The 12,577-nt window shown below is 72.6% G+C and carries 15 protein-coding genes; 13 read left to right on the top strand and 2 right to left on the bottom strand.

The window, feature by feature from the left end; genetic code table 11:
• Positions 1 to 70 precede the first annotated feature (70 nt).
• The 9 genes from PLP61_RS07550 (at position 71) to PLP61_RS07510 (ending at position 6,418) form a co-directional block, all read left to right on the top strand.
• Positions 71 to 1,144: an amidohydrolase family protein gene (locus PLP61_RS07550; RefSeq protein WP_324501889.1), complete on the top strand. Its 1,074-nt coding sequence runs from the start codon at positions 71 to 73 to the stop codon at positions 1,142 to 1,144.
• Between the two features lie 168 nt (positions 1,145 to 1,312).
• A complete protein-coding gene (gene rpsP, locus PLP61_RS07545) occupies positions 1,313 to 1,855 on the top strand; it encodes a 30S ribosomal protein S16 (protein WP_324501888.1) in 543 nt (180 codons plus the stop codon).
• A 1-nt stretch (position 1,856) separates the two neighbouring features.
• Entirely contained in the window at positions 1,857 to 2,099 is a 243-nt protein-coding gene (locus PLP61_RS07540; RefSeq protein ID WP_324501886.1) for an RNA-binding protein, read from the top strand.
• 144 nt (positions 2,100 to 2,243) lie between these two features.
• The gene (gene rimM / locus PLP61_RS07535; protein WP_324501884.1) at positions 2,244 to 2,795 is read left to right on the top strand and encodes a ribosome maturation factor RimM; all 552 of its coding nucleotides are present in this window, start codon (positions 2,244 to 2,246) and stop codon (positions 2,793 to 2,795) included.
• Positions 2,792 to 4,006: a tRNA (guanosine(37)-N1)-methyltransferase TrmD gene (trmD, locus tag PLP61_RS07530; protein ID WP_324501882.1), complete on the top strand. Its 1,215-nt coding sequence runs from the start codon at positions 2,792 to 2,794 to the stop codon at positions 4,004 to 4,006. The genes rimM and trmD overlap by 4 nt, the downstream gene beginning before the upstream one ends.
• 219 nt (positions 4,007 to 4,225) lie before the next feature.
• On the top strand, positions 4,226 to 4,576 hold the full coding sequence (gene rplS, locus PLP61_RS07525; protein ID WP_324501880.1) for a 50S ribosomal protein L19: 351 nt from the start codon (positions 4,226 to 4,228) through the stop codon (positions 4,574 to 4,576).
• Positions 4,577 to 4,612: 36 nt separating this feature from the next.
• A complete protein-coding gene (gene lepB / locus PLP61_RS07520) occupies positions 4,613 to 5,368 on the top strand; it encodes a signal peptidase I (protein ID WP_324501878.1) in 756 nt (251 codons plus the stop codon).
• Between the two features lie 8 nt (positions 5,369 to 5,376).
• Positions 5,377 to 6,063 carry a ribonuclease HII gene (locus PLP61_RS07515; RefSeq protein ID WP_324501876.1) on the top strand — a complete coding sequence of 229 codons (687 nt, stop codon included), beginning with the start codon at positions 5,377 to 5,379 and terminating at the stop codon, positions 6,061 to 6,063.
• A gap of 46 nt (positions 6,064 to 6,109) precedes the next feature.
• Positions 6,110 to 6,418: a DUF2469 domain-containing protein gene (locus PLP61_RS07510; RefSeq protein ID WP_324501874.1), complete on the top strand. Its 309-nt coding sequence runs from the start codon at positions 6,110 to 6,112 to the stop codon at positions 6,416 to 6,418.
• A 40-nt stretch (positions 6,419 to 6,458) separates the two neighbouring features.
• Here PLP61_RS07510 and PLP61_RS07505 read toward each other — a convergent pair whose 3' ends face one another.
• Together PLP61_RS07505 and PLP61_RS07500 are read right to left on the bottom strand one after the other, a co-directional pair.
• Complete coding sequence (locus PLP61_RS07505) at positions 6,459 to 8,189, bottom strand: pilus assembly protein TadG-related protein (protein WP_324501872.1); 1,731 nt, start codon at positions 8,187 to 8,189, stop codon at positions 6,459 to 6,461.
• The gene (locus tag PLP61_RS07500) at positions 8,189 to 8,821 is read right to left on the bottom strand and encodes a TadE/TadG family type IV pilus assembly protein (RefSeq protein WP_324501871.1); all 633 of its coding nucleotides are present in this window, start codon (positions 8,819 to 8,821) and stop codon (positions 8,189 to 8,191) included. The genes PLP61_RS07505 and PLP61_RS07500 overlap by 1 nt, the downstream gene beginning before the upstream one ends.
• Before the next feature lie 192 nt (positions 8,822 to 9,013).
• On the opposite strand from PLP61_RS07500, the gene PLP61_RS07495 reads away from it, so the two are divergent.
• From PLP61_RS07495 to PLP61_RS07480, 4 genes are all read left to right on the top strand, one after another.
• The gene (locus tag PLP61_RS07495; protein WP_324501869.1) at positions 9,014 to 9,388 is read left to right on the top strand and encodes a YraN family protein; all 375 of its coding nucleotides are present in this window, start codon (positions 9,014 to 9,016) and stop codon (positions 9,386 to 9,388) included.
• Positions 9,388 to 10,974 (top strand): YifB family Mg chelatase-like AAA ATPase, encoded by a 1,587-nt coding sequence (locus PLP61_RS07490; protein ID WP_324501867.1) that lies wholly within the window; start codon positions 9,388 to 9,390, stop codon positions 10,972 to 10,974. The genes PLP61_RS07495 and PLP61_RS07490 overlap by 1 nt, the downstream gene beginning before the upstream one ends.
• Positions 10,971 to 12,107, top strand: coding sequence for a DNA-processing protein DprA (gene dprA, locus PLP61_RS07485; protein WP_324501865.1), 1,137 nt, complete (start codon positions 10,971 to 10,973; stop codon positions 12,105 to 12,107). Before PLP61_RS07490 ends, dprA begins: the two co-directional genes overlap by 4 nt.
• A 70-nt stretch (positions 12,108 to 12,177) precedes the next feature.
• On the top strand, positions 12,178 to 12,577 hold a 400-nt coding region (locus tag PLP61_RS07480), incomplete at its 3' end, for a site-specific integrase (protein WP_324501863.1).

The raw sequence follows: 12,577 nt of genomic DNA, 5'->3' as shown, positions 1-12,577 counted from the left end.
GTCACGGCACAGCGTTCCCCTAGTGCGTACTCTCCAAGCTCCTGAAGTGAGCACCCGGTAACGTCGGGCCGTGACTGCGCTGAGGTTCGCCGGACCGGTCCTGCCCGACGGGGAGGTCGCCGAGCTGTACGTCGTCGACGGACGGATCACCTACGAGCGCCAGGCCGGCGCCGAGACCGTCGCCGAGGGCTGGCTGCTCCCCGGCCTGGTCGACGCGCACTGCCACCTGGGCCTCGGCGACGACGGCGCCCTCACCGACGCCGAGACCGAGGCACAGGCCCTCGAGGACCGGGACGCCGGTGCCCTGCTCATCCGCGACGCCGGCTCCGCCGCCGACACCCGGTGGATCCACGACCGCGACGACCTGCCGCGGCTGATCCGTGCGGGCCGCCACCTGGCCCGCACCCGGCGCTACATCCGCAACTACGCCCACGAGGTCGAGCCGGCCGAGCTGCCGGCGTACGTCGCCCGGGAGGCCCAGCGCGGCGACGGGTGGGTCAAGCTGGTGGGTGACTGGATCTCCCGCGAGGACGGGGACCTGACGCCGTCCTTCCCGGCGGAGGCGTTCGCCGAGGCGATCCGGGTCGCCCACGACCACGGTGCGCGGGTCACCGCCCACTGCTTCGGCGAGGCCGTCCTGCCCGGGCTGATCGAGGCGGGCATCGACTGCATCGAGCACGGAACCGGGCTGTCCCAGGACCTGGTCGAGACGATGGTCGAGCGGGGCATCGCGCTCGTGCCGACGGTGATGCAGGTGGGGAAGTTCCCCGAGTACGCCGCGGCCGGCGCGGCTCGGTTCCCGACGTACTCCTCGCACATGACGGCGCTGCACCAGCGGGTGCGGACCACGATCATGGCGGCCTACGACGCGGGGGTGGCGCTCTACGCCGGCTCCGACGGCGGCGGTGTCACCCGGCACGGCAACATCGCCGGCGAGGTCCAAGCGATGGCCGACCTGGGCATGCCCCCGGAGTACGCGCTCGGGGCCGCCTCCTGGCGGGCCCGGGAGTGGCTGGGCTGGAACCCGCGTCTCAGCGAGGGCGCCCCCGCCGACCTGGTGGTCTTCCCCGCGAACCCGCTGGCGGACCTGGGTGTGCTCCGCACGCCGACTCGAGTCGTGCTGCGCGGTCGCGTGGTCGCCTGAGCGACACCGATTTCAGGCCCCCGAGGGGGTCTGGCAGAATGTCGCGCTGAGTCCCGCGCGCCCGGACCCTCTCATCCGGACGTGCGGCGCCACCCGAGGTCTCCCGCTCCGGTCCCCACCTGGCTGCGGGTCCTCACCACACACAACCGCTGAGGAGACACCACAGACGTGGCCGTCAAGATTCGCTTGAAGCGCCTGGGCAAGATCCGGGTGCCGCAGTACCGCATCGTCGTCGTCGACGCCCGCAAGAAGCGCGACGGCAAGGTGATCGAGGAGATCGGCAAGTACCACCCGAAGGAGGACCCCTCCTACATCGAGGTGGTCTCCGACCGCGCGCAGTACTGGCTCGGGGTGGGCGCGCAGCCGACCGAGGCCGTCGCGGCTCTGCTGAAGGTCACCGGGGACTGGCAGCGCTTCAAGGGGCTGCCGGGTGCCGAGGGGACGCTGCAGGTGAAGGAGCCCAAGCGGTCCAAGCTCGACATCTTCAACGAGGCGCTCAAGGAGGCGGGCAACGAGCCCAAGGCCGAGGCGGTCACCAAGCGCGCCGCCAAGAAGGCCGAGGAGGCGCCTGCCAAGAAGGCCGAGGAGGCGCCCGCCAAGAAGGCCGAGGCGGCGCCCGCCGAGGTGCCTGCGGACGAGACCCCCGAGGGTGCCGCCGAGAACGCCGAGGCCGCGGCCGACGCGGTCGCCGGCACGCCGCCCGAGGCCTGACATGCTCGCCGAGGCGCTCGAGCACCTGGTACGCGGCGTCGTCGACCACCCCGACGACGTGAGCGTCCGCGACAAGCAGCTGCGCCGCGGCACCCTGCTCGAGGTCCGGGTCCACCCCGACGACCTCGGCAAGGTGATCGGCCGCGGCGGCCGGACCGCCACCGCCTTCCGGACCGTCCTCTCCGCACTCGCCGGGCGTAACGGCGCCCGCATCGACTTCGTCGACGTCGACCGCCGTCGCTGACCCTCCCGGGGGTTCGGTGCGCTTGCCCCGCCCGCTGTGACGGGTGGGGCAAGCGGGACCAGCGAGAGGTACGCCGGGGCGCGCGGCGCGGCGGCCGCCGACCGACGACCCGACACCAGGCGCGCACCCTCTACCCTGACCCACGTGGACGGCGTCGAGGTGGTGGTGGGGCGGATCGGGAAGCCGCACGGGGTCCGCGGCGAGGCGACCGTGGCCGTCCACACCGACGAGCCCGAGCGGCGGTTCGCCCCGGGGAGCGTGCTCCTCGCCCGTCCGCCCAGCGGCAGTCACAGCGCGCTGCACAGCCTGACCGTGGTGAGCACGCGGTGGCACGGCTCGACCCTCCTGGCCCGGTTCGCGGAGGTCCCCGACCGCGCCAGCGCGGAGGCGGCCCGCGGGATCCTGCTCGCCGTGGTGCTCGATCCGGGCGACTCCCCCGAGGACCCCGACGAGTACTACGACCACCAGCTGGTCGGGCTCGCGGCGTACGACCAGGAGGGCTCCCGGCTGGGGGAGGTCACCGCCGTGGTCCACGGGGGCGCCCAGGATCTCCTCTCCGTTCGGACCCCCGACGGGCGCGACGCCCTCGTGCCGTTCGTCGCCGCACTCGTGCCCGAGGTCGACCTCGCGGCCGGCAGGGTGGTGGTGGCGGACCGGCCGGGCCTGGTCACCCCGCTGCCCGAGGACGACCGATGAGGATCGACGTCGTCACGATCTTCCCCGACTACCTGCGCCCCCTCGAGCTGTCGCTGCCCGGCCGGGCACGCGAGCGGGGGATCCTGGACCTGCACGTGCACGACCTTCGCGGCTGGACCCACGACCGGCACCGGACCGTCGACGACACGCCGTACGGCGGTGGCGCCGGCATGGTGATGCGGCCCGAGCCGTGGGGCGAGGCGCTGGACGCGCTCCACCTCGACGCGGCCACGCTCGTCGTGCCCACCCCGGCGGGCACCCCGTTCACCCAGTCCCACGCCCGCGCGCTGGCCGCCCGGGACCGGCTGATCCTGGCCTGCGGCCGCTACGAGGGCATCGACCAGCGGGTGGTCGACCACGCCCGGACCCGCACGGAGGTGCTCGAGGTCTCGCTCGGGGACTACGTGCTCAACGGTGGCGAGGTGGCGGCGCTGGCGATCATCGAGGCCGTGGTGCGGCTGCTGCCCGGCTTCCTCGGGAACGCCGCCTCGCTCGCGGAGGAGTCGCACGAGGAGGGTCTTCTCGAGTACCCCGTCTACACCAAGCCGCCCGACTGGCGAGGCCTGGAGGTGCCGTCGGTGCTGCTCAGCGGAAACCACGGCGAGATCGCGCGGTGGCGCCGCGACCAGGCCGTGCGCCGGACCGCCGCGCGCCGCCCCGACCTGGTGCCCGCGAGCGCCGTGGACGAGCAGGGTGAGCTGTGCCAGGCGGTCCCGGCCGACGCCGGCGAGCTGCTGACGCTGCAGCGGGCCTGCTGGCTGTCCGAGCAGCTGGACAACCCTGACGTGTGGGTCCCCGCTGTCCACGAGTCGCTGGCCGACGTGCAGGAGTGGCTGGGGGAGTGGATGGTGCTGGTGCTGCGCCGAGGGGGCCGGCTTGTCGGGGCTGTGCGGGCCCGGCGCGGTGGCGCCGACGGCCGGCGCTGGGACATCGGCCGGCTGATGGTCGCCCCCGACCTGCAGGGACAGGGCCTGGGCCGACGGCTGCTGGGGGTCATCGAGGGGGTGGCGCCGCCCGAGGTGACCGCGTACGCGCTGTTCACCGGGGCCCGCAGCGAGCGCAACCAGCGGATGTACCGGCGCGCCGGCTACCGTCGGACCCGTCACGTCATCGAGGCACCGCCCGGCGCGGTCACCCTCGTCAAGACCCGCCGACCCGACCACCCCGAGGACGTCGCACGTTCCGAGGAGACGCCTCCTCCGGCCGTCTGACGTTCCAGGAGGTGACCAGGGATTTCGTGGGAGCCGGGGGACTCTGGCAGACTTCGTCCTTGGTCCAGCGCCGACCGAAGGGTCGACCCAGCCACGGGGTTGGGAGACCCGCGACACTCCTGCCACAGGGGGAGTGCCCGCCCGGTCGACACGGCGCCGGCCACTCCAGCACCACCACCGACACCGCGGCTGACCTGTGGCACTCGCGAGGAGCACAGCATGAGCAACGTCATCGCCGCCCTCGGCAACGACATCAAGCGCGACGACGTCCCGGACTTCCGGGCCGGCGACACCATCAAGGTGCACGTCAAGGTCGTCGAGGGCACCCGGTCCCGGGTGCAGATCTTCCAGGGCGTGGTGATCCGGGTGCAGGGTTCCGGTGTGGGCCGCACGTTCACCGTCCGCAAGGTCTCCTTCGGCGTCGGCGTGGAGCGCACCTTCCCGCTGAACTCCCCGATCTTCGAGAAGATCGAGGTCGTCACCCGCGGCGACGTCCGCCGGGCGAAGCTCTACTACCTGCGCAACCTGCGGGGCAAGGCCGCCAAGATCAAGGAACGTCGCGAGGCCTGAGCCCGATCCGCACCGGTCACTGGCTAGGCTCTGCGCGTGAGTGACGAGGAGCGCGGCCCGACGGCCACGACGAAGGCCCCCCAGGGCAAGAAGCAGCTCCCCTGGTGGCAGGAGACCGTGCTCCTGCTCGGCATCGCGCTGCTGCTCGCGGTCGTCATCAAGGCGTTCTTCGTCCAGGCGTTCTACATCCCGTCGGAGTCGATGGAGCCGGGTCTGGTCAAGAACGACCGGATCCTCGTGCAGAAGGTCTCCTACTGGGGCGGCGGCTCCCCCCAGCGCGGGGACGTGGTCGTGTTCAAGGACCCCGGCGACTGGCTGGGGCCCACCGAGTCGGCCGGTCCACCGAACACGCTCACCTCGCTGCTGGCCAAGGTCGGTCTCTACCCCCAGGGGGGCCATCTCGTGAAGCGGGTGATCGGGGTCGCCGGCGACACCATCCACTGCTGCGACGAGCAGGGCCGCATCCTGGTGAACGGCCAGCCCCTCAACGAGGACGAGTACGTCCGCGACGACCGCCGCACCAAGTGCAACGGGCCGATGACCGGGACCTGCGACTGGACCGCCGGTCCGGTGCCGGACGGGCACATCTTCGTGATGGGCGACAACCGCGGCCACTCGGCGGACTCCACGGTGCACATGTGCCCGACCAACGCCACCGACTGCGTGCCCGGCGACGAGTACGTCCCGGTCGACCTCGTCGTCGGCAAGGTGTTCGTCGTGCTCTGGCCCTGGGACCACTTCCGCTGGGTTGTTCGACCTGACACGTTCGCGGACGTGCCCGACGCCTCCTGAGCGGTCGCATGGGTGAGCTTCCGCGGGGACTGACCGTACGCCGTGACGCCGGGCTGTACGGCTACGAGCGTGCTCTGCGGCGGGTCGGCATCGAGCCGGTCGCCGGGGTGGACGAGGCGGGCCGGGGAGCCTGTGCCGGTCCCCTGGTCGCCGCCGCCGTGATCCTGCCCCGGGGCCGTGCCGGCGTGGTCCCCGGGCTCGCGGACTCCAAGCTGCTGACCGAGCGGGCCCGGGAACGCTGCTACCACGAGGTCCTGCGCCGCGCGGTGGCCTGGTCGGTGGTCGTCGTGGAGGCGGGGGAGTGCGACCGGCTGGGGATGCACGTGGCCAACGTCGAGGCGCTGCGCCGCGCGGTGGCGCTGCTGGACGTGCGCCCTGCCTACGCGCTCACCGACGGGTTCCCCGTGGACGGTTTGGAGGTCCCAGGGCTGGCGATCTGGAAGGGGGACCGGGTGGCCGCCTGCATCGCGGCCGCCTCGGTGCTGGCCAAGGTCTCCCGCGACCGGATCATGACCGAGCTGGACGCACGCTACCCGGCGTACGACTTCCGCACGCACAAGGGCTACGTCACCGACGTCCACAACGCCGCGCTGGCCGACCACGGCCCCTGTGCCGAGCACCGCATGCGCTTCGTCAACGTCCGGCGGGCCGCCGGGCTCGAACCTGCCGGTGCCGTGCACAATGAGGGACGATGACCGCGCCGGACCGTCCCTCGGGGACGGGTGCCACCGAGGAGCCCCGATGAGTGCCGAGGATCTCGAAAAGTACGAGACCGAGATGGAGCTCACCCTCTACCGGGAGTACCGCGACGTCGTCTCGATCTTCAAGTACGTCGTGGAGACCGATCGCCGCTTCTACCTGTGCAACCAGGTGGACGTGAAGGCCCGCACCGAGGCCGGTGAGGTGTTCTTCGAGGTCTCGATGAGCGACGCCTGGGTGTGGGACATGTACCGGCCCGCCCGCTTCGCCAAGAACGTGAAGGTGCTGACCTTCAAGGACGTCAACGTGGAGGAGCTCAGCCCCGCGGAGATCGATCCGCTCAAGTCGTGAGCGTCCGCAGGGCCCGGCCGGCGGGACCCTGCCCCTGCGCCTACTTGATCAGCCGCACCGGGTCGCCCTCGATGCGGGCGCCCCACGTCGTGGTGTCGTGCACGGTCGCGGCCCCGAAGGAGACCTGCAGCCGGAACCAGCACCCTCCCGCGCTCGCGGCGTTGCAGGTGTAGGTCGCCGGGATCGGCACCTTGATGTGCTGCGACTTCCCGTTCCAGCCTGCCGAGCTGGAGACCCCGGTCACCTGGCAGTTGGTCAGGGTCCCGGTGACCTTCCCGAACCCGGTGCAGCCGCTCATCGACATGGCGGTCTCGGTGGGCGGCAGGACCTTGATCGTGCCCCCGGACGCCGCGTCGCCGGCGTCGAAGAACTCGAAGTCGAGCGTCTTCGTCGCCGCCGCGGGAACCACTCGGACGAGGTTGAAGGTCGAGGTCACCGCGTCGGTGTTCATCCACATCCCCATCCGGTCCCAGCCGGCGACCGACACCGAGCCGGCCGCGGAGGAGATCGCCCGGATCGCGAAGGTGTTCGCGCCGCTGCCCTTGACCGCGGTGTTGTCGCCGGTCTGGTTGAAGACGGCCATGTTGCCGTTGTAGCCGCCCCTGCCGTCGTAGTTGCTGGTGCTGAGCGCCACGTTGGTGCGGATCTGCAGGTAGTAGTCCCCGGAGGTGGTCGGGGTGAAGGTGCAGACGGGCACCCACTGGTGGAAGACCGAGGCCAGCTTCTGGTTGTACGCCGCGTTGGTCCCCGTGAGCGCGCTCAGGGTGACGGCGCTGCTGTCGTAGCCGGGGTACTGCTTCACGCAGCTGGACATCGGCGGGGCCTGCATGGGCACGAACGTGTCCACCGGCGAGCGCATGCCGAAGGAGGTGACCGTCGGCGTGTCGCCGCCGGACACCGCCGTCAGCCGGGTGTCGCCGTTGCAGAAGATGTTCGCCGTGCTCGCCGTCCGGTAGCGCGTCTTGGCGTCGGTGTTGGCGTAGGTGTTCATGTTGTCGTTGCTCGGGGTGCCCGGCTTGCTCTCGCACTGCTGCCCGGTGTAGACGTACGCCGGGTCGTAGACCTGCACCGTGACCGGCAGCCCCACCGCGCCCGGCGCGACCCGCACGATGTAGAAGTAGCCCTGCGGCCGGAACTCGGCGTTGACGCCGCCGGTGCAGCCGTCCTCGCTCCCCGAGCAGGCACGGGTCATGATCTGGTCCCCGTCGACCTTGTAGATGCTGGGCCCGTCGACACTGCCCCAGAACATCGGGTTGCTCGTGCAGCTCGCACCGCCGGAGGGGATGGTGAGCTGGCTGCCCACGGGCCCGGCGTTGGCGGTGCCGGCGGGCTCGTTGCCGAAGGTGTTGCACGGACTACCCATGGGGGCGGGCCCGTTGTAGTCGGAGACCGCGGACCGGCTGATCGTGGTGAAGCTGTCGGTGAACGAGCCGGCAATGGAGTTCTCGACGGTGGTGGCCACGGTGACCTTGAGCTGGGTGGGCCGGTCACCGATGGCGACGGTGACCGTCGCGTTGACGCCGTCGGTGTACCCGTTCCGGGACGCGACGGTCTTGGCGGTCGAGGTGGCGCTGGCCAGGTCGATGGGCAAGAAGGTGACCCCGGCCATGGCCGCCGCATCCGCGGCGTTCTGGACCCGCTCGACCTCGACGTACCACCGGGACACGTCGACGGCGATCGCGGACAGCGGCAGCAGGATCGTGGCGCTGAGCATCGCGACGAGGATGGCGGCGTACCCGCCCTCCCCGCGCCGGGACCGGAGGCGGCGCATCACAGGTGCGTCCCCGGCATGCACTGCTCGCTGGGCAGTGGCTCGAAGTTCATGACGCTGCGTTCCTTGATCTCGACGCCGTCGCCGAAGAGCCCGGTGATCCAGGGGTGCTCGGCGACCATCGCCACACCCACGGTGTCGCGGTTGGCGTGGTTGACGCAGGCGTTGATCGTGGTGGAGGTCCAGCTGCCGCTGGCGTAGCGGAACTTGTTCAGTCCCGCGTCCCACACGAAGCGCACGCAGTTGCTGCTGCAGGAGAGCGTGGTGTTGCCCTCCGGCAGTGGGTATCCCTTGGCGTTCGCCTTGAAGACCAGCAGGTACTCGATCTGGTCCTTGGGCATCGCGCTGCCGGCCTTCTGGATCGCGTCGGCCGCCGCCTGCGCCAGGGCCGGGGTGCTCGCGGGGGCGCAGGGGGGCGGGTTGGAGCTGGCCTGGCACACTCCCGGGCCGGCTCCGGCCGAGACGGAGGCGACGCGGCCGCCGACGCGGACGGCGCTGGTGGTGGCGACGGTGTCACGCATGAGCAGCGACATCTCGATGATCCCGAGCACGAAGAAGAACAGCAGCGGGGTGACCAGGGCGGCCTCGACCGCCACCGCTCCGCGCTCCCCACGGGTGCGCCGTCTGACCATGACTGTGCCCTTCCCCAACGTGTCTCCTTCTCGGAAGGTAGCCACGCTGACCAGGGGGTGCCGGGGTTTCGGGGAAACGGCCCCGATTCGGTCCACAGCCGTGCCGGAAGGACCGGTTTTCCACCGCTCAACGCGGCCCGCGGTCTAGACGGGGGAGGCGCGGGCCAGGCTGCGGGCAGGAGGTGGGCACTCGTGGAGCAGACGCCGCTCACGCGGAGCAGACAGGCCCTGGGCCGGTACGGCGAGTCCCTCGCGGCGCGGTTCCTCGTCGGGCAGGGGATGGTCGTTCTGGACCGCAACTGGCGGTGCCCGGCGGGGGAGGTCGACCTGGTGCTGCGGGAGGGGGACGTGCTGGTGCTGTGCGAGGTGAAGACCCGGTCGTCGACCGGGTGCGGGACACCCCACGAGGCGGTGACACCGCAGAAGCTCGCCCGGCTGCGACGGCTGGCGGCTCGCTGGCTGACCGAGCACGACGTGCACCCGGCGGAGGTGCGGATCGACCTGGTGGCGATCCTGCGACCGCCTCGCGGGCCGGTCTCGGTGGACCACGTCAGGGGGATCGGCTGATGCCCTTCGCCACGGCGCGCACCATCGCCCTGCAGGGGGCGGTCGGGCACCTGATCGACGTCCAGGCCGACGTGTCCTCCGGGATGGTGGGCACCACCCTGGTCGGGCGGCCGGACGTCGCGTTGAACGAGGCGCGGGACCGGTGCCGGATGGCGGTAGTGAACAGCGGCCTGAGCTGGCCCACCACCCGCCGGGTGACGATCCTGCTGTCACCCGCGGACCTGGTGAAGCGCGGCACGCACTTCGACCTCGCTATCGCGATATCCGTGCTGGCCGCCGCCGGCCTCGTCCCACGCCAGCCGTTGGAGGACGCGTTGTTCCTGGGCGAGCTGACCCTGTCCGGAGGACTGCGTGCGGTGCCCGGGGTGCTGCCGATGACGATGGCCGGCGCGGGGCGCGGGGTCCGCCGGGTCTTTGTGCCCGAGACCCAGGCGCGAGAGGCCGCCATGGTGCCCGGCCTGGCGGTGCTCGGCATGCGCTCCCTCGCCCAGGTCGTCGCGGAGCTGCGCGGGGAGGAGGTGCCCGAGGCGCCCCCGGTCGCTCCGATGTCGGGGAGCCGCCTGCTGACCTGGCGTGGCCAGGGAAGGGTCGAGGAGCTCGACCTGAGCGACCTGCGCGGGATGTCCGACGCCCGGTACGCCGTCGAGGTCGCCGCCGCGGGCGGACACCACCTTCTGCTCAGCGGGCCCAAGGGAGCCGGGAAGACCAGCATCGCCGAGCGGATCCCCGGGCTGCTACCGGACCTCGCCGCGGAGGAGGCGCTGGAGCTCACCGCCATCCACTCCCTGGCCGGAGCCCTGGAGCCGGGGGACGGGATGCTTCTCCGTCCGCCGTTCATCGCCCCCCACCACGACGCGAGCAAGGCCAGCCTGGTCGGCGGCGGGTCCGGGCGGGTGCGCCCGGGTGAGATCAGCCGCGCCCACGCCGGAGTGCTCTTCCTCGACGAGTTCCCCCTGTTCGCCGCCGACGTGATCGAGGCGTTGCGCCAGCCGCTGGAGAGCGGGGAGGTGACGATCGCCCGCGGTGAGGAGAGCGCCACCTTCCCGGCCCGGGGGATGGTGGTGCTGGCGTGCAACCCGTGCCCGTGCGGCAACTTCCACCCCGACGCCAGGATGAGCGGGTGCGTGTGCGCGGAGCCCAGCCGACGCCACTACCGGCGCAAGCTCACCGGTCCTCTCGTCGACCGGATCGACATCACCCGGCACATCCTGCCCCTCCGTCTGCACGAGGCGCGGGACCCGCTGGCGGTCCCCGAGTCCTCGGCGTCGGTGCGGCGCCGGGTGGAGCAGGCCCGGGCGCGGCAGGCCGAGCGTTTCTGGGGCCGGGCCTGGCGGCTCAACGGCCAGGCGCCGGGGCCGGTGCTCACCCGGGAGTGGCCGCTGACCGCCGCAGCGCAGCGGCAGCTGGAGGACGAGGTGTTCGGTGGCCGGATCAGTCGGCGCGGGGCGACCCGGGTGCACCGGCTGGCCTGGACGGTGGCCGACCTGCACGGCCCGGACCAGCCCGGTGAGGAGGAGCTGGACGTGGCGCTGCGACTGCGCACCGGTGCGCCGCTGCCGGTCGCCGTGCTGGAGCGGGCACGATGAGGGCGACCGAGGAGGAACGGCTGGCCCGCCTCGCGCTGCACCGGCTGGCGGAGCCGGGAGACCCCCGACTCGCCGCGGCGGTGGCGGAGCACGGTGCGGTGACGGTGCGCGACCGTCTGCTCGCCCAGCGGGAGGAGCACCCGCTGTTCCACGACGTCGCCGGCCGACTGACCGGGTCCGAGCCGGCGCGCGACCTGGAGCTCGCTGACCGGCTCGGCTTCCGGTTCGTCGTGCCCGGTGACACCGACTGGCCGGGAGGGTGCGACGACCTGGTTCGCGCCGAGCCGGTGCAGCGGCGTGGGGGACCACCGCTGGGGCTGTGGGTGCGTGGTCCGCTCCCGCTCGCAGCGCTGAGTCGCTCGGTCGCGGTGGTCGGCTCGCGCTCCGCCACCAGCTACGGCGCCGATGTCGCGGGCTCGATCGCGGCCAGCGTCGCGCAAGCCGGCGTGTGCGTGGTCTCGGGCGCAGCGTTCGGCATCGACCAGGCCGCGCACCGGGGCGCGCTGGCCGCCGACGGGCCCACGGTCGCCGTGCTGGCCTGCGGCGTCGACCGGGTCTACCCGGAGGCGCACCGTCGGCTGATCGACCACATCGGGGAGGTCGGGGCGGTGCTGGCCGAGGTGCCGCCGGGCTGCTCACCGACCCGGCTGCGCTTCCTGGCCCGCAACCGGCTGATCGCCGCACTCACCCGCGGAACCGTGGTGGTGGAGGCAGCCCTGCGCAGCGGCGCGCTCAACACCGCGAACTGGGCGGAGCGGCTGAACCGGACCCTGCTCGGAGTGCCCGGCCCGGTGACCAGTGCCACCTCCCAGGGAGTGCACCAGCTGATCCGCTCCGGGGCCGCCACCTTGGTGACCGACGGTGCGGAGGTGCTGGAGATGGTGGGAGTCGCGGGCGAGCACCTCACCAGGCCCCGGCGGGGCGACGCACGGGTCCGCGACACGCTCAGTCTGCGGCACCAGCAGGTCCTGGACGCCGTGCCGGTGTACGGCTCCGCGACCGTGGAGTCGGTGGCGCGCACCGCCGGTGTCGGCCTGGCCGAGGTCGGCACGGGCCTGGAACGCCTGCACCAGCTGGGGCTGGTCCAGCGGTCCTCCGCCGGCTGGCGCCTCGCGCCGCCGGCCCACCGGTGAACCGAGGCCCGGGGTGCGGTCAGCGGCGCGGTGGCGCGGCAGCGACCGGACGCGTTCGTAGACTCGGCCCATGGCCGCCGAGGACCCAGCCGGAGAGCTGCCCGAGGCGATGAGCAGGCTCCTCGCCGACTACGAGCGCCACCTGGTCGCCGAGCGGAACCTGACCCCCCACACGGTGCGCGCCTACCGCTCCGACGTCGCCGACCTGCTCGTGCACGCCCACCGGATGGGTCTGGAAGCCGCCGCGGACCTCGACCTCCGGTGCCTGCGCAGCTGGCTGGCCAAGCAGCAGACGCTGGGCAAGGCCCGCACCACGCTGGCCCGACGGGCGACCGCCGCCCGCACCTTCACGGCCTGGCTCGTGCGCACCGGTCGGGCGCCGAGCGACGCGGGCGCCGCTCTGGGGTCGCCCAGGCCGCACCGCTCACTCCCCGCGGTGTTGCGCGTGGACCAGGCCCGCGAGCTGGTCC

It is taken from the genome of Nocardioides sp. (genome assembly GCF_035429765.1).
GTDB lineage: Bacteria > Actinomycetota > Actinomycetes > Propionibacteriales > Nocardioidaceae > Nocardioides.
This window is presented reverse-complemented; position numbering and strand designations above follow the sequence as displayed.